17 protein-coding genes are annotated in these 20,215 nt (G+C 65.7%); 5 read left to right on the top strand and 12 right to left on the bottom strand.

Annotated features, from left to right (window positions below):
• Positions 1 to 19: 19 nt before the first annotated feature.
• From MYL53_RS17325 to MYL53_RS03355, 11 genes are all read right to left on the bottom strand, one after another.
• Positions 20 to 991: a D-2-hydroxyacid dehydrogenase gene (locus MYL53_RS17325; protein ID WP_247852015.1), complete on the bottom strand. Its 972-nt coding sequence runs from the start codon at positions 989 to 991 to the stop codon at positions 20 to 22.
• Positions 988 to 1,848: an aldolase/citrate lyase/malate synthase family protein gene (locus MYL53_RS03400; RefSeq protein ID WP_247852014.1), complete on the bottom strand. Its 861-nt coding sequence runs from the start codon at positions 1,846 to 1,848 to the stop codon at positions 988 to 990. The genes MYL53_RS17325 and MYL53_RS03400 overlap by 4 nt, the downstream gene beginning before the upstream one ends.
• Positions 1,845 to 2,498: a sugar transferase gene (locus MYL53_RS03395; RefSeq protein WP_247852013.1), complete on the bottom strand. Its 654-nt coding sequence runs from the start codon at positions 2,496 to 2,498 to the stop codon at positions 1,845 to 1,847. The genes MYL53_RS03400 and MYL53_RS03395 overlap by 4 nt, the downstream gene beginning before the upstream one ends.
• A complete protein-coding gene (locus tag MYL53_RS03390) occupies positions 2,495 to 3,655 on the bottom strand; it encodes a glycosyltransferase family 4 protein (protein ID WP_247852012.1) in 1,161 nt (386 codons plus the stop codon). Before MYL53_RS03390 ends, MYL53_RS03395 begins: the two co-directional genes overlap by 4 nt.
• The gene (locus tag MYL53_RS03385; RefSeq protein WP_247852011.1) at positions 3,652 to 4,806 is read right to left on the bottom strand and encodes a hypothetical protein; all 1,155 of its coding nucleotides are present in this window, start codon (positions 4,804 to 4,806) and stop codon (positions 3,652 to 3,654) included. The genes MYL53_RS03390 and MYL53_RS03385 overlap by 4 nt, the downstream gene beginning before the upstream one ends.
• A 45-nt stretch (positions 4,807 to 4,851) precedes the next feature.
• Positions 4,852 to 7,107: a polysaccharide biosynthesis tyrosine autokinase gene (locus MYL53_RS03380; protein ID WP_247852010.1), complete on the bottom strand. Its 2,256-nt coding sequence runs from the start codon at positions 7,105 to 7,107 to the stop codon at positions 4,852 to 4,854.
• Between the two features lie 13 nt (positions 7,108 to 7,120).
• Positions 7,121 to 8,197: a polysaccharide export protein gene (locus MYL53_RS03375; RefSeq protein WP_247852384.1), complete on the bottom strand. Its 1,077-nt coding sequence runs from the start codon at positions 8,195 to 8,197 to the stop codon at positions 7,121 to 7,123.
• 383 nt (positions 8,198 to 8,580) lie between these two features.
• Entirely contained in the window at positions 8,581 to 9,906 is a 1,326-nt protein-coding gene (locus MYL53_RS03370) for an O-antigen ligase family protein (RefSeq protein WP_247852009.1), read from the bottom strand.
• Between the two features lie 89 nt (positions 9,907 to 9,995).
• A complete protein-coding gene (locus MYL53_RS03365) occupies positions 9,996 to 11,339 on the bottom strand; it encodes a UDP-glucose dehydrogenase family protein (RefSeq protein WP_247852008.1) in 1,344 nt (447 codons plus the stop codon).
• A gap of 63 nt (positions 11,340 to 11,402) precedes the next feature.
• Positions 11,403 to 11,765: a four helix bundle protein gene (locus MYL53_RS03360; RefSeq protein WP_247852007.1), complete on the bottom strand. Its 363-nt coding sequence runs from the start codon at positions 11,763 to 11,765 to the stop codon at positions 11,403 to 11,405.
• 36 nt (positions 11,766 to 11,801) lie between these two features.
• The gene (locus MYL53_RS03355; protein WP_247852006.1) at positions 11,802 to 12,803 is read right to left on the bottom strand and encodes an NAD-dependent epimerase; all 1,002 of its coding nucleotides are present in this window, start codon (positions 12,801 to 12,803) and stop codon (positions 11,802 to 11,804) included.
• Positions 12,804 to 12,970: 167 nt separating this feature from the next.
• Between MYL53_RS03355 and MYL53_RS03350 the strand changes: the two genes are divergently transcribed.
• From MYL53_RS03350 to MYL53_RS03330, 5 genes are all read left to right on the top strand, one after another.
• Positions 12,971 to 14,878, top strand: coding sequence for an LTA synthase family protein (locus MYL53_RS03350; RefSeq protein WP_247852005.1), 1,908 nt, complete (start codon positions 12,971 to 12,973; stop codon positions 14,876 to 14,878).
• Positions 14,875 to 15,957: a glycosyltransferase gene (locus tag MYL53_RS03345; protein WP_247852004.1), complete on the top strand. Its 1,083-nt coding sequence runs from the start codon at positions 14,875 to 14,877 to the stop codon at positions 15,955 to 15,957. Before MYL53_RS03350 ends, MYL53_RS03345 begins: the two co-directional genes overlap by 4 nt.
• Positions 15,954 to 16,670 (top strand): lipopolysaccharide kinase InaA family protein, encoded by a 717-nt coding sequence (locus tag MYL53_RS03340; protein WP_247852003.1) that lies wholly within the window; start codon positions 15,954 to 15,956, stop codon positions 16,668 to 16,670. Before MYL53_RS03345 ends, MYL53_RS03340 begins: the two co-directional genes overlap by 4 nt.
• A 62-nt stretch (positions 16,671 to 16,732) precedes the next feature.
• Positions 16,733 to 17,806, top strand: coding sequence for a 60S ribosomal protein L14 (locus MYL53_RS03335; protein WP_247852002.1), 1,074 nt, complete (start codon positions 16,733 to 16,735; stop codon positions 17,804 to 17,806).
• 29 nt (positions 17,807 to 17,835) lie between these two features.
• Positions 17,836 to 19,143, top strand: coding sequence for an asparagine synthase-related protein (locus tag MYL53_RS03330; protein WP_247852001.1), 1,308 nt, complete (start codon positions 17,836 to 17,838; stop codon positions 19,141 to 19,143).
• 152 nt (positions 19,144 to 19,295) lie between these two features.
• Here the strand turns inward: MYL53_RS03330 and MYL53_RS03325 are convergent, their stop codons facing one another.
• Positions 19,296 to 20,210 (bottom strand): hypothetical protein, encoded by a 915-nt coding sequence (locus MYL53_RS03325; RefSeq protein ID WP_247852000.1) that lies wholly within the window; start codon positions 20,208 to 20,210, stop codon positions 19,296 to 19,298.
• Positions 20,211 to 20,215: the final 5 nt, after the last annotated feature.

Raw genomic sequence — 20,215 nt, 5'->3', positions numbered from 1 at the left:
TCATCACGTGTCGTTATTATCAGTAGCCGGCCTCGACGTTCACCGGCGTCACCGGCACGCCGCGTTCTTCCAGGGCGCGCAGGTTGTCGAGAAACAGCGCCAGCGCTCTCTCCAGGTAATAGGGCGTGGTGCCGGCCACGTGCGGAGTCAGCAGCACGTCCTCGCGCCCCCACAGCGGCGAACTCGCGAGCAGCGGCTCCTGGGCGAACACATCCAGGGCCGCACCGCCCAATTGGCCGGTCTCCAGTGCCGCGACCAGCGCGTCCTCGTCGACCACGCCACCCCGCGAGACGTCGATCAGCACCGCCCCTCGCGGCAGCCGCCCCAGCAGCGCGGCGTCGACCCGCCCGCGGGTGTGCTCGGTCAGCGGCAGGCACACCACCAGGAAATCCGTCTCGGCCAGGGCGTCCTCCAGCCCCGCGGGCGACAGCGCCTCGGCCCAGGCGCCCACGTCGCCGGGAGTGCGCCGCACCCCGCCGACGCGCATCCCGAACCCCGCGCAGCGTTCGGCGACCATGCCGCCCACCCGCCCCATGCCGAGGATGGTGACCCGAGCGCCGGTGAGCTCGCCCAGCCAGCGTCGCTTCCAGTGGGGGCGCTCGGCGGCCCGCGTCCAGTGGCCGAAATCCTTGGCGAAGTACAGCATCGCGCCGAGCACGTATTCGCTGATCGCCGGGGCATGAATGCCGGCGCTGCGGGTCAGGATCACCGCGTGCTTGTCGAAGGGCATGGCCCAGATCGCCTCGATGCCGGACGACAGGAAGTGGATCCAGTCGTAGTGCGCGAGCCGCGCCAGCGCCTCGGGCAGCCAATCCAGGGTCGGCGTGATCACCGCCTGGGCGACGAGCCCCGCGGGCACTTCCTCGGGCGACCCGGCCAGCACCAGCCGTGTGCCCGGCAGCTCGCGCGCGCCCCAGGCCCGCACCCGATCGCCCTGCTCGGCCAGTACCTCGGGCCGCTGCAGGAACAGCAGCGTCTCGAGCGGGCTCACAGGGAAAGGTCCAGCTGTCCGGCGGGCGACGCCGGCGGCTCGGCGATCTCGAACACGCGGGCCGCCAGGCGCCGATGGTTGGCCTCGAGCCGCTCGGCCCCGGCCCGCCGCCAGCGGCCCTCGGCGATGCGCAGGGCGCGGACCTCCACCGCCAGGTCGACGCGCCGGCGCAGGTCATCCAGCGAGCCGGCACCGCCGTGAAAGGCGCGGCTGAGAATGACCCAGCGCGACCCGAGCCGCACGTGCTCGCCGAGGATCCAGTCCGCGGGCAGCACGCTGCCCTTCAGGCAGCCGACCCCGCCGAAGCCCCACTCCACGCCGGCCGTGGCCAGCTCCCGGGCGACGCCGTCGATCACGCCGCCGGCCAGCGGCTCGAACAGGAAGCCGACGCCGAGGCCCAGCGACAGGTCGTTGAGGCCGACATGGACCTCGTCGATGCCCGGGCGCAGCAGCGGCAGCCAGTGCCCGAGTCGCACCAGCGCCGCCGGCGTCTCCGCCAGGTAGGTGACCGGCACCCGCCCGCGCACCAGCGACTGGAACTGCCGCACCTCCTCGGTGCGGGTGAACATCGGCAGCATCAGGCGCCCCGCCCCGCATTCGAGGGCGCTCTCGACCTCCTGCGGCGAACGCGGGTTCAGCGGGTTCAGTCGCACCATCAGCTCGGCCCGCCGGAGATGCGCGGCCATGGCCGCCACCTCGGCCAGGCTGTGGCAGGCCTGATGAGCGTCGAGGCCGGCCTGACGCTGTGCCTTGCCGAGGACCTCCTGATCCATGAAGATCCTTGCCACGCCGCAGTCCTCGGCCAGCCTGGCCACCTCCGGGCAGGCGGTGATCATCATGCACTTCAGGCCACTCATGGCTCGTGCCTCCCCTCGTCGAGCGGCAGATAGGCGCGCCAGTTGCGCCCCGCCTCGCCGTAGACGCCGCGCGCCGTCAGCACCACCCCGACGGTGGCGAACAGCAGCCGCAGGTCCAGCCCGAGACCTCGCCTTGCCACGTACTCGACGTCGGCGGCCAGCTGGTCGGGCCAGTCCAGCCCGCGGCGGCCGCGCACCTGGGCCAGGCCGGTGATGCCCGGCGCCACGGCGAAGCGCGAGCGGCACTCCAGCGGCACCGCCGCCCACTGCTCGGGCAGCAGCGGGCGCGGGCCGACCAGGCTCATCTCGCCGCGCAGCACGTTCCACAGCTGCGGCAGCTCGTCGAGGCTACTCGCCCTCAGCCAGCGCCCGGCCCGCGTGATGCGCGGATCCCGCCCCGCCTCAAGCACCGCCTCGCGGCGCGGGTCGCCCTCCTGGTGCAGGTGCATGCTGCGCAGCTTGTAGAGCAGGAAGGGCCGGCCGTCGCGGCCCAGCCGGCGCTGGCAATAGAGCGCCGGGCCCGGGCTGTCGAGCCGCACCCACAGCGCCAGCAGCGCCAGCAGCGGCGCCAGCAGGGTCAGCCCCAGGGCGGCGGCCACGACATCCAGGCCTCGCTTGAGTCGGTCGGTGTTCGACGCCTCTACGTTCATAGCCCCATGGCCTCCAGCATCATGCGGTTGACGCGGCACACATCGAAGCGCTCCACGGCCAGCGCCCGCGAGGCACGCCCCATGCGCGCCAGCAGCGCCGGCTGCGCCAGCAGCACGCCCATGGCATCGGCCAGCGCCTCGATATCGCCGGGCGGCACCAGCAGGCCGTTGCCGCCGTCGCGCACCGTCTCGCGGCAGCCCGGCGCATCGGTGGTGATCACCGCGCGCCCGGTGGCCAGCGCCTCGAGCACACAGCGCGGCACGCCCTCGCGGTAGCGCGACGGAAAGACGAAGGCATGGCAGGCGGCGAGCCAGGGGCGCACGTCGTCGACGCCGCCGACGAACTCGACGATGCCCTCTCGCCGCCAGCGCACCACGTCTTCGGCCGCGCAGGCGTGCGGCAGCGAGGCGTCGTGCGGCCCCACCGCCACGAAGCGCGCTTCGGGCCACTCGGCCTTGAGCCGCGCGGCCGCGGCCACGAATTCGGCCACGCCCTTGTCGCGCAGCAGCCGGCCGACATAGAGCAGCAGCGGCGGCCCCTCGGGGATCGGGCAGGCCGGAAACGCCTCGAGATTGATGCCCGACCCGTCGACGCAGGTAGCGCGCGTGCGGCGGCCGATCAGCCCCCGGGCGTCGAACTCGGCCCGGTCGTCGGGATTCTGGAAGAACACGCCGTGCTGGCCGGCCAGACCCAGCCGGTACAGCGCCGCGACCGTGGCCGTGAGCCCGCGATCGCGCCATCCGCGCGGCTCGGCGAAGGCATGCCCCAGGCCGGTGATCAACGCGTGGCACCGCGGCACCCCGGCCAGGCGCGCGGCGAGGCCGCCGTAGATCACCGGCTTGGCGGTATAGCCCAACACCGCCCGCGGCTGCAGTCGACGCATCAGCCGCCACAGGGCCAGCAGCGTTGCCAGGTCGCGGCGCGGCGACAGCGCCGCTCGCGCCATCGGCAGCGGGAAAACAGGAATGCCCAGCGCCTGAACGCCCGGCAGCATGTCCGCGGTGGGCACCGCCGCGGCGACCGTATGCCCGCGGGCCTGGATGTCGCGGATCAGGTCGCCGCGATTGGCAATCAGCGAGCGGGCGTTGCCGGCCACGATCAGCACGTCCAGCGGTGCGCTCGGCACCGAGACCAGCGACGACAACGACGAGCTCATGCGCGCCCCTCCCGCCAGGGCCGCCCGACGTTCGCGACGTGCCCGGCCTGATCGACCGGCCGGTGCAGGCAGTACCAGAGCACCACCAGCATCAGCCAGAACACCGTGGTTCTCAGCCCGTTATGGGTCACCGAATAGAGCATCGGACCGGCCAGCATCAGCCAGGCATGGGGCGGCGCGCCCCATACCGTCAGCGCCAGCACCGTCAGGAACAGCGCCAGCCCCGGCACGCCGTAGGAGAACAGCATGGTGCCGAAGGACGAGTGGATCTCGGCCTTGCCGTAGGGGGCGAAGCGCTCGCGGCTGCCCTCGCCTGCGCCCAGCAGGTTGTACTGCGGGAAGATCACCATGCGCTGGTACTGGCGATCCTCGTAGATGCCGTCGACCTTCTCCGGCGCGCGGTCGAAGCGGGCCGTCAGGTTGTGCTCGATGCGCCCTCCGGTCACCGCGTCGAAGCCCACCACCGCCATCAGCAGCAGCGGCACCAGCAGCGCGATGCGCAGCAGATGGCGCAGCTGCCCCATGCCGGCGACCAGCCAGCCCAGCGTCACCAGCACCAGCCCCGACATGGCCCCCAGCGACGAGGCCGCCAGGATATTGCCCACCGCGCAGGCCGCCCCGATCAGCGGCAGCGGGCGCAGCGGCGGGCGGAAATCGAAGCTGGCCAGCAGGATCACCAGCGAGCACAGCGAGAAGAAGGCCAGCTGGTTGGGATTGTTGAAGGTGCCCGTGGCCCGGACCCGCCCCAGCAGCAGGTCCAGCGCCACCCCGCCGAAGGCCACCGCCAGGGCGATGACCAGCCCCCCCCGGATCAACGCCAGGGCGCTCGGCACCGACATCAGGAAGCGCAGCAGGCTGACGCCGAGCAGGAAGTTGTAGAGCACGAACAGCAGATAGAGCAGGAAGCCGCGATCCTGATAGACCACGACCCAGCCCAGGCACACCAGCGTCACCCAGGCCACCAGGGCCAGCCAGGCCAGCATGAAGCGATGATGCAACAGGCCGCGATCGTCGCGCAGCGCGACCAGTAGCATGCTGGCGATGAACGGCAGCAGCACGAAGTCGGTGGGCTGCGGCAGGCCGCTGGGAAACAGGTAGAACGAGGCCAGCGACAAGCCCAGCAGCAGGAAGGTACCGCCGATGGCATTCATGACGCCCCTCCCCCGATCGCCGGAACCGGCCCGGGCGGACGCCGCTCAGCGGTAGGCATAGAGGTAGCTCCCGTCGTAGCCGTAGCGTGCCCCGGCGCTCTTCTCGACGCCGTTGAGAATGGTGCCCTTGAGGTGCACGCCGCCGTGTTCCAGGCGCCGCTTGGCGGCCCGCACTTCCTTCAGGGTGTTGCGCCCGAAGCGCACCACCATCAGGCTGGTGCCCGCCAGCTTGCCGACCACCGCGGCATCGGTTACCGCCAGCACCGGCGGCGTGTCCAGCACCACCAGCTCGTAGTCCTGGCTGACCCGCTCGAGGAAATCGTGGAAGCCGTGCTGCATCAGCAGCTCCGACGGATTGGGCGGTACCCGGCCGCGGGCCACGTAGTCCAGCCCCTCGATGCCGCTGGCGCGGATCGCCGTGGCCAGATCGATGCGCTGGGCCAGCAGGTCGGACAGGCCCTCGTCGGCGTCGGCGCGGAAGGCATGATGCAGGTGGCCGCGGCGCAGATCGGCATCGACCAGCAGCACCCGCTGCCCGGCCTGGGCGCAGATCGCCGCCAGGTTCGCGGCGACGAAGCTCTTGCCCACCTCGGGGCTGGCGCCGGTGATCATCAGCCGGTTGTTGCGCGCCTCGAGCATGGCGAAATAGAGGCTGGTGCGCAGCGCGCGCAGCGACTCGATGGCCATGTCCTCGGCATCGGCCGCGGCGAGCAGGCCGCGAAACACGTTCTGGCCCTGGCGAGCATGGCGCCGCCGTACCCGACGCGTCATCCGCGACTGCCGGGCGGAGGACGGCACGGCCGCATAGACCGGCAGCCCCAGGTCCTCGAGCTGGTCGGTGCTCTCCACCGAGCGGCTGAGCACCAGCCTCAGCACCACCACCACCATCGCCAGCAGCGCGCCGAACAGGCCGCTGGCCACCGAGACCAGCGGCACCTGCGGCGCGATGGTGCCGCGCAGCAGCACCGCCGGGTCGAGGATGCGCACGTTGCCCACGGTACCGGCCTTGATCAGGCGCATTTCCTGACGCTGATTGAGCAGCTGCACGAAGATCTGTTGGTTCACCTGCGCATCGCGGTTGAGGCGCAGCACCTCCTGCTGGGTTTCCGGCAGCTGGCCGACCTGAGACTCCAGCTGGCGTTTCTGCTCGGTCAGCTGTGCCCGCTGGCGCAGCAGCGCCTGGTAGTTGGGGTGCGTCGGACGGAAGCGCTCGGCCAGGTCGGCCTCGGCCAGAGCCAGATCGGCCAGCCGGTTCTCCACGTCGACCAGGCTGCCGAGCAGCGTCTGGGTCTCGAAGTTCAGGTCCACCGAGTCGCGCTGGGCGCGATAGTCGTTGAGCCGGTTCTCGGCCGCGGTCAGCTGGGCGTTGACCTGGGGAATCTGCTCGTCGAGGAAGGCGATCTGCTTGGCCGCCTCCTCGGACTGGCGCTGGACGTTCTGGCTCAGGAAGACGCCGGTGATGGTATCCAGGATGGTGTCGATGCGTTCGCGATCCGGCCCGTTCAGCGTGAGCTGGAAGACCCCGGAGCCGGCGGCCCTGGGCACGATGGTGAAGCGCCGCTGCAGGGCGCCGATGGCCTGGAGCCGGGACACCCGGGTGATCTGGAACTCGGCGCCGAGATGCGCCACCAGCCGCGACACGAACAGTCGATGCCCGGCGTCGTCGATCAGCGTCTCGCCGACCCGGCCGGCCAGCACCCGGCCGCTGTCGTCCCACAGCTCCACCGTCGCCGGCCCGGTGACCTTGAGCCGATAGGCGTCGCCCAGGCGCTCCCGGGGCACCTCGAAGCGCGACACCGCCAGCGACTCGCCGGCCCACACATAGGGCATACCGTTGCCCCAGGCGGCCCCGGGCCAGCGCGCCAGGATGGCGTCCGGCATCAGGCGATCGGCCCACTCGCGGGTCACGCCATGGTGCACCAGCACGTTGCCGAGCCACGGCAGGCGGCGCGGCTCGATCTGCACCGCCAGGTCGAGGCGATCCACGGTCTCGCCCATCACCAGCCGCGACTGCAGGATCTCCATCTCGGCGGAGGCCGGATTGGCCATGGGATTGCCCACCGCCAGCCCGTCCAGCACGCCGAGGCCCGGCCCGCGGTTCTCGACCTGGATCAGGGCATCGGCCTGGTAGATGCGCGGCTGGGACGTCGCGTAGAGATAGCCCGCCACCAGGAAGGCCAGCGCCGTGAACAGGATCGCCCACTTGTGGTCGAGCAGCGTCGCCAGCAGCTTGCCGAGGCTGATGTCCGGCGTTTCCTGGGACGACGGCTCCCCGGCGGGATGACTCGGAAAGACGGTCATGTCACGGGCCTCCTCAGAGCTGGCCGACGCCATCGGCGGACTGTGCCACGTCGCCGGGCAAGGCCAGGGTCGGCAGCAGCAGCGAGATCACGTTGTTCCAGCGCGCCAGCGGGGCGGCGGTCACGTAGACCACGTCCTGGGGCTGCAGCGGGAAACGGGTGCCCAGCACCAGCCGCGTGGCGTCGCTGATGTCCAGCTGGTAGACGGTCGCCACCCGCGTGCTGCCTTCCGGGTTGCCGCGCACCACGAAGATGCCGGAGGGCTCGGCGCGGCGCTCGTCGACGCCGCCGGCCCGGGCCAGCGCGCTGGTCAGGGTGATGCGTTCGTTGCCCAGCGCGATCGAGCCGGGCCGGCGCACCTGGCCCAGCACCACCACGTTCTGGTTCTCGGCGGTGGGCACGTGCAGGATGTCGCCGTCGCGCAGCAGGCGGTTCTGGGTCAGGTCGCCGCGCTGCAGCATGTCGTACAGCGACAGCCACTCCTCGCGCCCGTCGCGGGTCAGCAGCACGTGATGCCAGTCGGCGTCGGCCCGCGCACCGCCGACCTCGCTGATGGCGTCCAGCACCGTCAGCGGCTCGACGTCGATCGGCACCATGCCCGGGTTCTGCACCGCCCCGCTGACATAGGCCTTCTGCGAGCGGAACGCCGCCACACCGACCTCGATCTGCGGGTCGGTGATCACGCTGGACAGCCGGCGGGTCAGCAGCCCGCGCACCTCTTCCAGGGTCATGCCGGCCACCTGGAAGCGCCCCACGTAGGGGTAGAACATGGTGCCGTCGGGCCGCACGCGGTTGCCGGTGTCCGCCGCGGCGCGCTCGGCGCCGGCCGGAATGGTCAGCTCGGGATGGTCGTAGACGATGATGCTGAGCACGTCGCCGGGGCCGATGCGGTACTCGTAGTCGTCGACCGCCTGCTGCAGCGCCACCGAGGTCGGCCGCGCCATCGAGGCTCGATCCCGGCCGACGCTCATGGCGCCGACCAGGTCCACGGTGATCGGCACCACGTCCACGCGATCGTCCAGCGATTCGCCGGCGGTATCCGGGTCGATATGCCCGCCGGGGGCAAAGGCACAGCCTCCCAGCGCCAGCATCGTCACGAGGACGACACCTTGTAACAGGATGTACGAGAACCCCGGCGCGTCAGGCGCTCTGCTGTTCGCGTCTGCCTGCTGCGTCATGTTCATGACCCGCCTCCTCTGTGGCTGGCACGCTACCGCCCCGAGGGGCTATCTGGCGCGTCCTCGAGGCCCGAAACCGGTACCGCCCCGCGCCATGTCGGACCGTCATCCATCGGTCACATGGCTGTCACGGGGCGGTTAACATCAGCTTACGAAGTTACCGTTCGGTCACAGAGGGATTCTGTTCAGCGCGGGATGATGACTTGGCGTCATGTGCCAGCGGGCAGGAAGCAGGAAGAAAGGCATGTGGGCCCTATGGCCGCACATCATGGCCGGCGGAGGAGCCGGGCCATGCGTCAGGAAGGAGTGGCAGGGAAGGAAAAGTACGAGCGATCTCTCAGCAGCCCCCAGGGCACCAGCAACCAGAGGGCATAGACGACGACGCCGTCGGGATAGGCCAGGAAGCTGTAGGTCAGCCCGAAGATCAGATAGCCGCCGGGCACCAGCAGCAGGCCGGTACGCAGCGCCGCGGCCATGGCGTCTTCGCGACTCGGCCGTGGCCGGCACAGCACGAGGGGCGTGCCCAGCAGCGCCAACACCGACAGCGCGGCCAGCGCTCCTCGCCGCGCCCAGGCGTCGATCAGGTCCTGATGCGCGTGCCAGAAGCCCCCGAGATCCGCATCGACCGTGATCCTGCCCTCATCGGTGAGGCGCTGCATGCCCGCGGCGAAACCGTCATGCCCCTGGCCCAGCCAGGGGCGCTCCAGCGCCAGCCGAAGGCCGCCCTCCCACAGCGCCACCCGGGTGCTCACGGAGCTGGGCTGTGCGGGCCGGGTGACGAAGGCCTCCACTTCCGTCACCGCCTCGGCCAGGCGCGACTGAACGCCGGTGGCCGGCACCAGATACAGCGACCCCGCCACCAGCACCATGCCCGCCGGCCATGCCAGCCAGTGACGCCACGTCAACCGGCGCCCCTGGCGGACATGGCCGAGCGGATAGATCCACAGCGCCAGCGGCAGGGCCAGCCAGCCACCGCGACTGCCGGCGAGCCCCGAGGCCAGCAGGCCGCCGACCGCCCCCGCCAGCAGCCACCCGCGCATGCCGCCCCGCTCGCGACCACGCGCGCCCCCCAGGCCCGCCAGACACAGCAGGCCGTTGAGCAGTGCCAGGTTGCCGAACAGGATGGGATCGAGCGCGAAGAAGCCCTCCGGACGGCTGTCGCCTTCGACGAAGCCCTGCCAGGCGGCGAAGACACCGCAAGAGACGCCACCGAGGGCGACCCCGCGCCACCACCAGAGCGGTGACGGCGGCAAGACCCGAAGCAGCATCAGCGCCGGCAGCGCCAGAAGGGCCGCCAGCATCACGCCGAGCCCATGCCCGTCGACGCCATGCACCAGCATCGTCAGCCCCTCGGCCAGGGCCAACCCCAGAAAGGGCAAACCGATAGCGAATTCTCGGCGTTCCCACGGCGCCTCCCTGCCGGAAAGCGGCAAGCCGGAAAGCGAACGCGCAGTCAGCAGACGCAGCCCGCCCAGGGCCAGGACGCCCAAGGCCAGCCAGCCGCCGAGCGGAACGACCAGCGGCAGCGCCCCCGCCATGGCGACGCCCAGGCGGGCACAGCGCGCCGGCGACAGGTATTGCCCCGCTCCGAATCGATCCCCTTCCCCTCGCCCCTTGCGCATGACACCCGCCCTCCAGAACCCAAAGCGCCGCCCCTGAAGCCAAGGGCGGCGCTTCTCGACGCACGTCTTCATCGTGCTTCGACGTGATGTCAGGCCCGGTGGCTGACCGAATCGCCCCGCCCCACGGCATAGTAGAGCAGCCCGGCCGCCTTGACCGCCTCGGGATCGAAGAGGTTGCGGCCGTCGACCACCACCGGCAGCGACAGCTGCGACTTCAGCCAGGCGAAGTCGACGCTGCGGAAGCTCTTCCACTCGGTGCAGATCACCAGCGCATCGGCCCCCACCACCGCCTCGGTGCGATCGCCGACCAGCGCCAGGTCGTCGCGTTCGCCGTAGAGGCGGCGGCATTCGTCCATGGCCTCCGGGTCGAAGGCGCGCACCCGCGCCCCGGCGGCCCACAGCGCCTCCATCAGCGTGCGGCTCGGTGCATCGCGCATGTCATCGGTGTTGGGCTTGAAGGCCAGACCCCACAGGGCGATGGTCTTGCCCTTGAGGTCGCCGTCGAAGGCACGGGACAGCTTGGCGAACAGGGTCTGCTTCTGGCGCCGATTGACGGCCTCCACCGCGGTCAGCAGCTCGGCCGAGTAGTCCACCTCACCGGCGGTGCGGGCCAGGGCCTGAACGTCCTTGGGGAAGCAGGAGCCGCCGTAGCCGCAGCCCGGATAGATGAAGTGGTAGCCGATGCGCGGATCGGAGCCGATGCCGCGCCGCACCTGCTCCACGTCGGCCCCCAGCCGCTCGGAGAGATTGGCGATCTCGTTCATGAAGCTGATCTTGGTCGCCAGCATGGCGTTGGCGGCATACTTGGTCAGCTCCGCCGCGCGCACGTCCATGAACATCAGCTTTTCCTGAAGGCGGATGTAGGGCGCATAGCACTCGCGCATCAGCGTCTTCACCCGCTCCGACTCGGTGCCGACGATGATCCGCGCACCGTGGGTGAAGTCCTCGATCGCCGCGCCTTCCTTGAGGAACTCGGGGTTGGAGCACACCTCGAAGTCGATCGCCTCGCCGCGCTCGGCCAGCACCCCGGCCACGGTCGCCCGCACGCGATCGGCGGTACCCACCGGCACGGTGGACTTGTCGACGATGATCTTCTCCTCGGTCATGTGGCGGCCGATGGTCTCGGCCACCGCCAGCACGTACTTGAGGTCCGCGCTGCCATCCTCATCGGGCGGCGTGCCCACGGCGATGAACTGCAGCGTGCCGAAACCCACCGCCGCGGCCGGATCGGTGGTGAAGCGCAGTCGATCCTCGGCCACGTTGGCCTTGACCATCTCCTCCAGGCCCGGCTCGTAGATCGGAATCTCGCCGCCCTCGAGACGGGCGATCTTGTCCGCATCCACGTCCATGCACAGCACGTCGTGGCCCACATCGGCCAGGCAGGTACCCGTGACCAGCCCCACATAGCCCGTACCGAAGATCGTGATTTTCATGGGTTTCCCTTCTTGTTGCAGTGAGGAGCGAAGGGTAAGGAGTGAGGAGACACTGCCGTCCCCCTACTCCTGACGCCTCGTCCCCTCGATATGTTTGATCAATCCGCCAAGCTGGCCAAAAACGCTTTCGATGGACTCGCCCAGCTGGCCATCATCGGCCCCATAGCCAAGGTGCTGGAGCAATAGATACTGTGTCTCGAGCTCACTCAAGGAACCGCGGGCGATGCGTAAAAATCGCAGGAAATCCGCCGAACCGCCTCGCCCGGCGCCTTCGGCAATATTGCTCGGTACCGAGACCGCAGCACGCCGCATCTGACTCACAAGGCCGAAGCGCTCGGAGTCCGGCAATGAGGCCGTCAACTGGTAAACGTCAACAACCAGCTGCATGGCCTGCTGCCAGGCATGCAAACGGTGATGACGCCTCACGCCTTACTCCTCACTCTTCGCCTCACACCTCACACCTCACACCTCATAATACCCCCGATACCACTCCACGAAGCGTGCGACGCCCTCCTCGACCCCGACCCGGGGCTGATAGCCGGTGACCTCGAGCAGGGCTGACGTATCCGCCCAGGTGCGCGGCACGTCGCCGGGCTGCATGGGCTGGAAGTCGCAGATCGCTTCGCGACCGGTCGCCGCTTCCACCGCGCGCACGAAGTCCATCAGCGCCACCGGGCTACCGTGACCGATGTTGTAGAGCGCATAGGGCGCGGCGCTGGTATCGGGCGCTTCGCCGCCGTCCTGGACCCGACGCTGCGGCAGCACGTCCAGGATGCGCACGATGCCTTCGACGATATCGTCGATATAGGTGAAGTCCCGCGACATGTCACCGTGGTTGAAGACCTGTAGCGGCTCGCCGGCGAGGATGGCTCGAGTGAACTTGAACATCGCCATGTCCGGGCGGCCCCAGGGGCCGTAGACGGTGAAGAAGCGCAGCCCGGTGGTCGGCAGGTCATAGAGGTGGGAATAGGTGTGTGCCATCAGCTCGTTGGCCTTCTTGGTGGCCGCGTAGAGGCTGATGGGATGATCGACGTTGTCCGAGGTGTCGAACGGCACCTTGTCGTTGGTGCCGTAGACCGAACTGGAGGAGGCGTAGACCAGATGACCCACGCGACCATGCCGGCAGCCCTCCAGCACGTTGAGGTGCCCGATCAGGTTGGCATCGGCGTAGGCGTGGGGGTTCTCCAGCGAATAGCGCACGCCCGCCTGGGCCGCCAGGTGGATCACCCGGTCGAAGCGCTCGCGCTCGAACAGCACGGCCACGGCCTCTCGGTCGGCCAGGTCGAGACGTTCGAAGCGCACGTCATCGCAGCCGGCCAGGTCATCCAGGCGCGCCTGCTTGAGCGAGACATCGTAGTAGTCATTGAGATTGTCGACGCCGACGATCTCATAGCCCTGACCGGAGAGTCGCCTGGCGACGGCATGACCGATGAATCCCGCCATGCCCGTGATCAATAACTTCATGCTCTCCTGCGCCTCCTGACTCGTGTTCTTCGGGCACTGCTGGCCCTTATGGTGGCGCGCATTGTACCCCAACGCCAGGTCGGTCCGAAGCGTGCTAGAATCGCCCGTTTATCGCCATGCGCCACTATCTGCACCAGCATACGCACCAACATCGGGCCGCCACTTTCATGTCGATCAACAAGCCAACGCCTCCCGGACTCTTCACGACCTGGCTGCGCTTCTTCGCCGTCCTCGCCCTGCTGACCTGGGGGCTGCGGCTCGTGTCCTCCTGGCTGATGACCCCCGAAGGCCTGTGGCCGGTTGCCTGGTGGTGGGGGCTGCGCTTCGACCTGGCCATCTCGTCCCTGCTGGCCGGGCTGACGGTGCTGATCCTGTGGCCCGTCTCCCGATTGCTGCCGCGGCTTCCCCGGCGCGGCTGGCTGGTGCCCGCCGCCGCCGTATTGCTGTTCGCCCAGCTCGGCGACTGGCTCTACTGGCAGGAAACCGGCCGCCACGTGGGCTACGAGGCCTCGGAGCTCGCGAACTCCGCCGGCAGCCTCGGCGGCATGCTGCTAGCCCGCTGGCCCTATCTGGTGGGCATTTTCGCGCTGCTGGCGCTCGTCTGGCGTGTGCCGCTGGCCAAGGCCCGCCTGCGCTATCCCCTGGCACCGGAGCTGGCCCTGCTGGCAGCCATCGTCGCGACCGTGCCGATCGTGCGCGGCAGCGTGGACGGCGTGCCCCAGAGCCCCGACGATGCCCAGCGCCTGGGCAATGCCCAGGCCGCCACCGCCGCGCTCAATGGCGCCTATGCCGCCCTGCATGGCCTGCAGCGCGGCCACAAATATGCCCTGGAGCGGACCCCGCTGGACGCGATGGACGACGACGAGGCCCAGGCCCGCGTCGATCAACTGTATCCGGACACACCGGCCGCCAGCGGCGAGCCGCGCCAGATGAACGTGGCCTTCGTGCTGCTGGAAAGCTGGGCCAGCGCCTTCATGGAGCCGCTCGACGACGGTCGTGCCGTGACGCCGCGCTTCGATACCCTGGCCCAGCAGTCGCTCTCCAGCTACGACCTGATCGCCGGCGGCCGGCGCACCACCGAGGGCATGTTCAGCCTGTTCTGCAGCTATCAGAACCCGCCCGGCCAGACCATCGCCCAGACCGAGCTGGCGCGCAACGAATACGACTGCCTGCCCGACCGCCTGGCGCACGCCGGCTGGCAGACCGCCTTCTTCCAGGGCTCCCACGAGAACACCAGCGGCACCGGCGCCTTCGCCCAGTCGCTGGGCTTCCATGACAGCTACGGCAAGGAAAACATCGACCGGCACTCGCTGCCGGAGAACTACTGGGGTGTCTACGACCGCGACCTCTATCGCTTCGCGCTCGACAAGATGGGCGAGATGCAGGAGCCGATGCTGATCGGCATCAACACCAACACCACCCACGACACCCAGGTGCCACCGGGCATCACACCGCTGATCGACAGCGACTCCCGCGCGGCCGGCATCCGCAATACGCTGCACATGGCCGACGCCTCGCTGGGCGATTTCGTCGACGCCATCGAAGCCAGAGACTGGCAGCATCCCTGGCTGATCGTGCTGGTCGCCGACCACACCTCGCGCGTAGAGGGCACCATCCTGCAGCGCTCCCGGCTGCCGTTCCTGCTCTACTCGCCCGGTAACGTCGCGCCCGGCCCCCTGCCCCGCACCGGCCACCAGCGTGACGTGGCCCCCACCGTGGCCGACGTGCTGGGCCTGCCGCTGCCGGCCGCCATGGGCCACTCGCTGCGCGATCCGAATGCGCCCCAGATCGCCGAGTATCATCAGGCCGGCACCCTGGGCTGGGTGATGGACGACCAGGTCGTCGAATTCTCCCTGCGCGACCCCAGCCAGCGGCGCTGCTTCGCCTGGCAGCCGCCGGCCGCGCCGGGCCCCGAACAGCCCTGCGGCGACGAGGCCGACGAAGGCGTCAAGAACGCCTACGCGCTGACCCAGCAGGCCCAGCGTCATCTGTTCGAGGGCACCACGGCCTCGTTCGTGCCGCAGGCACGCCACCAGGACACGCCGACATCCACCCGCGCCGGAACCACGCCATGACCCACGCGACCACGCCCGCGAAGCGCTTCGCCTTCGTCATCGAGGACCTCTACGGCGGCGGCGCCCAGAAATCGCTGCTCTACACGGCCGACCAGCTGCGCCAGCGCGGCCATGCGGTGAAGGTGTTCACGCTGCGCGAGCGGATCGAGCATCGGCTGCCGGAAGGCCTCGAGATCGAGGATCTGGCCGTGGTCACCCGCTTCACCAAGGCCACCAGCACGGTGCTGACCGAGAAATGGCAGGCCCGCCGCATCAAGCGCGCGCTGACGCCCTGGCAACCCGATGTGGTGATCTCCTGCTCCTGCGACAAGATCACCCGCCACCTCGACCTGCCCAATCTCTACTTCTGGGTCAAGTCGGACGCCTCGGCCAAGTTCAGCGATCCCCAGCAGCGCGAGCGCGCCTTCGCCAAGGTCCGGCGCTTCTACAGCGGCCGCCAGGTCATCGCCGTGTCCCAAGGCGTGAAGGAGAATCTGGAGAACGTGGTCGGGCTCGAGGCCGAGCGCATCGTGCCGATCTACAACCCCTACGAGCGCGAGCCCTTCGTGGCCATGGCCGAGGAAGACGCCCCAATCCCCGAAGGCGACTACTTCCTGTGCGTGGCGGCCATAGAGCCCCGCAAGCGCCACGACCGGCTGCTGCGCGCCTATGCCGAGAGCGGCGTGACCACGCCCCTGGCTATCATGGGCAAGGGCAAGCCGGAGAACGAGGCCGCCGTTCGCCAGCAGATCACGGCGCTCGGGCTCGAAGACCGGGTACTGTGGCTGGGCTATCACCACAACCCCTACCCCTTCATCCGCCACGCCAAGGCCATGGTGCTGACCTCGGACGCCGAGGGACTGCCGCGGGTACTGATCGAGGCCCTGCTGCTGCACACGCCCGTGGTCAGCGTCGACTGCCCCAGCGGGCCGCGCGAGATCCTCACCCAGGAGCTGGCCGACTTCCTGGTCACTCCCGACGACGAGGCCGGCCTGGCCCAGGCGCTCGCGCACATGGATCGGGAGCCGGTGACCATCGAGCCCCGCCACTATCGGCAGTTCCTCAAGCGAACGGTGCTGCCCCAGTTCGAGGCGCTGTGACGGTGAAGCTGCTCGACATCCCCTTCGACGATCGCCGCCGGCGCTATCTGGTGTTTCATGCCAATGGCCTGCCGGCCCAACTGCGACTGGCCAGCACCAGCACCACCGCCGCCTTCGAGGCGGTAGGCAGCAGCCGCTTCTATCTGTCGCAGGACGGCCAGATTCTCGCCAAGGTGGTGCCCGACAAGTTCGCCAAGCGCAAGGCGCCGGTCAGCTGGTTCCGCCGCGACTACCTGGAGAAACGCTGGCTGCTGCAGTCCGACGCCCGCAAGGAATTCCTGAGCCTGCGCGTCCTGCAGCGCGCCGGGCTCACCACGCCGCACTGCCACGGCTGGGGCCTGTCGCTCAACCCGGCGAATCGCAACGCCTCGCTGCTGCTGATGGAGCACCGGCAGGACGCCAGGCCCGGCGGCGAAGTATTCGACGCCCTCGACGAAGCCGGCCGCGAGCGTTTCCTCGAGCGCTTCTGCGAGGAAGTCGCCCTGCTCGCCCGCGCCGGCTTCGTGCACCGCGACCTGCACTACAACAACCTGCTGGTCGACGACGACGGCAACCTGATCTGGATCGACGCCCACGTGCGGCGGTTGCCCAGAAAAAAAGCCGACCAATGGCCGGCTCTGGAGCAGTCACTGTCGGCAAACAAGCTGCGTGGTCAAGTTTACCTTGAACAAAGTCGCTTAATGCTAAATCACATCTTTAATTGTCAACCTTAAACTACCCAGAGCGCCTTAATTCCTTTTATCTCATCGTTCATCGACTAACGGACTGCTAAAAAATGAATACCACACTGAGCACTGTGCGGATTCCAGAAAACCTTGCTCTATTCAGAAAGCATAACCCAAAAGATCATCTGGGCCCTGAAGATCTAGCGCATCTTGACACAAAGACTATCTTCTATGACATTTTTATCAATCATTCTGGCAAGCAACTAATTGCCATAGGCCCTCCCGCCTTAAACTTGTACAACTATATCCATACAACAGAAGTACTAATAGATGGAAAGCGAACAGCGTTTTCCTTCCGTGACCTACCTGAATACAAGCTGTCTATCTTGACAGCAAAAATAGAGTCGAACAAAGACATCCGACTTGACATCATCTTCAAAGACTTCAAAAACACTTTCACCATTGAGCATAACAAAACAAAGTCTGGAAAAAAGATCCTGGCGGCCATATCCAAAAATAACGAACCAGAATGGGTCGCCACATGGGCCGAGTTTCACAGACACAATTACAATCTGGATGACGTCATTGTTTATGACAACGGAAGTGAAAACATAGAAGATTTAAGACATGCTTTAGACGGAAAAGCCCATATCATTGACTGGCATTTTCCCTATGGCCCACCAGGAAAAAGATTTAACAAATTCGCACAACCTGGGGCACTCAACCACTGCCTAAAAAAGTTCTGTCATCAAGGAATGCTTTTCAACCTTGATATTGACGAGCTATTGATTGCCGAAAACACAACCCTGGAGAAAGAAGCACAACGCAATGGAACCGTATATATTGACAGCCATAATGTTCCCAAGACACAAAACTTAACACCACCTTATACACATTATGACTTCACGCTATGTCATCCTGAGAGGAGAAAAAAAGCAAGAAAATTTGTCTGCATGGAAAAGTCTGTTGACGTCATATCCCAACACAACACATGGAAGCACTCAAGACTCCCATTATCGAAGAAGCTGCATAGAACCAAGCCCGAAAAATTAGAAAGCGACCACGCCTACTTTCTACATTTTCTAGCCATCACCACCAACTGGCAGCCTAGTTTAGGAAAACTCGACATTGTAGAAAAAAGCACTCTAAAAAACGACAGCAGCCATATCGAAAGAAAACCTTAGGCACGAAAAACTTTGCAATGAGAAAGAGAATGCTTGCACAAGACGCTTACACAGCAACTGACCAAATGGATTACTTGGTCAACACCTATCTTTATTATGGTTACTTACCACCTGCAAGCACACCTGCATCGCTCCATGAGGTTCAATCACCAGAACCGATGCCCAGCTTTTCGACCCATGAAGCAACTCATCTATTTAACCGGGTTGTCGATGACACGCTACTTGACCATTACACGAAGTCCGGTAGATGCATCGTTCCATTGAGTGGAGGGTGGGATAGTCGGATCCTGTTCGGCGCCGCCATGGACAGATTTCCAAAAGATAAAATAACCACCCTCAGCTTCGGAGCTCCAGGGCAACTAGACTACAAAATCGGAAAAAAAATCGCAAAGCATTATGGTGTCGCCCACTATGCGGTTGATCTAACCCTGCATGAAATATCATGGGAAAAATTACAGTCATCGATAACTGAGGCTCCATGGACTTATACACCGGATGCATACTTCAACAATCTGGCTATAAACACTGTCGCTCCCGGCCAGAATGACATCATTCTTAGCGGCTTCATGGGCGATGCTCTCACCGGCGGGCATTTCACCAACAAAAAAGGCCTGGATGCCGAAAAAGATTTTTTTGTCCGCAAGCAACGAAAAGTGAAAAAAAGATGGCTTCCTCGTTCAACGTACTGCCCTTATAAAAGTCTTCCTGATATTTCAGAGACATCTCCACTCCCTACCAGTGAGCAATTAGATATTTGCATTAGGCAGAGCAGCTGCATCTCATCAATCGTGACACCATGCAAAAGCTTACAATCTTGGTCCCCACATATAGGGAAACTTCGTGCATCAAGCACCCCAGTTGTAACCCCCTTTACTCATCCAGAATGGGCGAGCTACTGGCTTCATGCACCAGCCCAGGCCAAAAAAAATCAGAATCTTTATCTTAGCATGCTCAAGCAGCTATATCCTGAGCTGGCTTCTTTGCCAAGCAAATGCTCGTTAGGGGCCCCCAGAAACTCACACTTACGTATACGCATTGCCAGAAGCAAACGTAATGTTAGGCGGCATTTAGGGAAGCGACTTCCCATGCTGGGCATCAAAGAAAACTCGGGTATAAACTACCTTGATTACGACTACGCTTTTAGAAAACGGCATGACTATCGAAAGGTATTAAAAAAAGCCGTCAAAATGCTTTCAAAAAACAATATAGCCACATGGATTGATCATGAAAAGCTCATGGATAATCACGACACTCACAAAGAAGATAACGCAAAGATTTTTTTATTAATCATAGGCCTCGCACTAAACTTGGAAAACGAAGGCCTGATTGAAAAGTAGAGATTGCCTCAAAGCTGGTACCTAGCCAAAAATTTAAAGACTTCCTTTTTCTATGGCGATAGAGAAAGGAAGTCATTTCGGCCCACATATGGAAAGCCAAGCCTGATATTTCACATTGCGCTCAGCTCCCAAGTCCAGCTCCGGATGAGTTCTCACTGTCTCGCTGGCCACTCAAAAGAATCGGGCCACTCGGCAGGATCCAGCTCGCCCGGGCGCTGCTCAGGCATGCAATCACGTAGTCCATCAGCGACACGTTCCAATGCTGCCGGCCCGGTATCCTCGCCAACAATACGCCGCCACCACTCACGATGCACCGCCATCACCCGCACCGGTACGGCACTCAAGCCCAAGCGCTGCGCCATGGCCAGGCGATGCAGGCCGCGGTTGATCTTGATCAACCGCCCCTCTCGGCTCACGGCCACCCCCAGCTTGTCCTTGCCCCGACCACCATCGAAGCCTCGTACCGCCATATCGTCGAGAAAGCTCAGATACACGCGCAGGTACATCAGGATCCGCTCCTCGGAATCCAGCAGCACCCCCTGCTGATGCGAAGACCACGGTTTGCCAACCTTCAAGCGAGCCGCATACTTGGCAAAGCTCTCACTCTGAGTGAGGTCATCGCGATGGTCATCGAGATCGCTGATAAAGCGATAACGCGAGCTGAAACGTAGATCACCGCGGCGCTGATCCCATTCACCGTCCCAGATAAACGCCGCGGACGAGGGTCTCAGCTTGTGAGCATAGCCACGCCAGTCAGTGCTCTGAATCAGGGCGCGCGGATCGACCTGGAGCGTCAGATGATCGCCAAGCGTCTCCTCCATGGCCTGGCGCGGTAGACCATGACGTTCGATAGCCTGGCCACCCGCCTTTCCCTCGCGCCAACGTTCCAGCAACCTTCGCTCGAGGGGCAGCCCGACACGTTCCTGCAGAAACTGGCGCACGCTCACCTGGGTGCGGGCACGCCGAATGGGCCAGCGCATGCGCTCGTCATACAGCGGGAAGAAAGCCGGGTCACCGGCCGGGGCCAGCGGCACCGAAGGCCGCTCGGACGAATGAGAACGTAACATCTTCA

It is taken from the genome of Halomonas getboli (genome assembly GCF_023094245.1).
GTDB lineage: Bacteria > Pseudomonadota > Gammaproteobacteria > Pseudomonadales > Halomonadaceae > Halomonas > Halomonas getboli.
The sequence above is the reverse complement of the archived record's forward strand: the minus strand, read 5'-3'. Positions and strand labels throughout refer to the sequence as shown.

Excerpts from the sequence above, each read along its gene's own strand:
- MYL53_RS03400 (WP_247852014.1), bottom strand. The coding sequence starts at position 1,848 with ATGAGTGGCCTGAAGTGCATGATGATCACCGCCTGCCCGGAGGTGGCC.
- MYL53_RS03395 (WP_247852013.1), bottom strand. The coding sequence starts at position 2,498 with ATGAACGTAGAGGCGTCGAACACCGACCGACTCAAGCGAGGCCTGGAT.
- MYL53_RS03390 (WP_247852012.1), bottom strand. The coding sequence starts at position 3,655 with ATGAGCTCGTCGTTGTCGTCGCTGGTCTCGGTGCCGAGCGCACCGCTG.
- MYL53_RS03385 (WP_247852011.1), bottom strand. The coding sequence starts at position 4,806 with ATGAATGCCATCGGCGGTACCTTCCTGCTGCTGGGCTTGTCGCTGGCC.
- MYL53_RS03380 (WP_247852010.1), bottom strand. The coding sequence starts at position 7,107 with ATGACCGTCTTTCCGAGTCATCCCGCCGGGGAGCCGTCGTCCCAGGAA.
- MYL53_RS03375 (WP_247852384.1), bottom strand. The coding sequence starts at position 8,197 with ATGCTGGCGCTGGGAGGCTGTGCCTTTGCCCCCGGCGGGCATATCGAC.
- MYL53_RS03370 (WP_247852009.1), bottom strand. The coding sequence starts at position 9,906 with ATGCGCAAGGGGCGAGGGGAAGGGGATCGATTCGGAGCGGGGCAATAC.
- MYL53_RS03365 (WP_247852008.1), bottom strand. The coding sequence starts at position 11,339 with ATGAAAATCACGATCTTCGGTACGGGCTATGTGGGGCTGGTCACGGGT.
- MYL53_RS03355 (WP_247852006.1), bottom strand. The coding sequence starts at position 12,803 with ATGAAGTTATTGATCACGGGCATGGCGGGATTCATCGGTCATGCCGTC.
- MYL53_RS03350 (WP_247852005.1), top strand. The coding sequence starts at position 12,971 with ATGTCGATCAACAAGCCAACGCCTCCCGGACTCTTCACGACCTGGCTG.
- MYL53_RS03345 (WP_247852004.1), top strand. The coding sequence starts at position 14,875 with ATGACCCACGCGACCACGCCCGCGAAGCGCTTCGCCTTCGTCATCGAG.
- MYL53_RS03335 (WP_247852002.1), top strand. The coding sequence starts at position 16,733 with ATGAATACCACACTGAGCACTGTGCGGATTCCAGAAAACCTTGCTCTA.
- MYL53_RS03330 (WP_247852001.1), top strand. The coding sequence starts at position 17,836 with ATGCTTGCACAAGACGCTTACACAGCAACTGACCAAATGGATTACTTG.
- MYL53_RS03325 (WP_247852000.1), bottom strand. The coding sequence starts at position 20,210 with ATGTTACGTTCTCATTCGTCCGAGCGGCCTTCGGTGCCGCTGGCCCCG.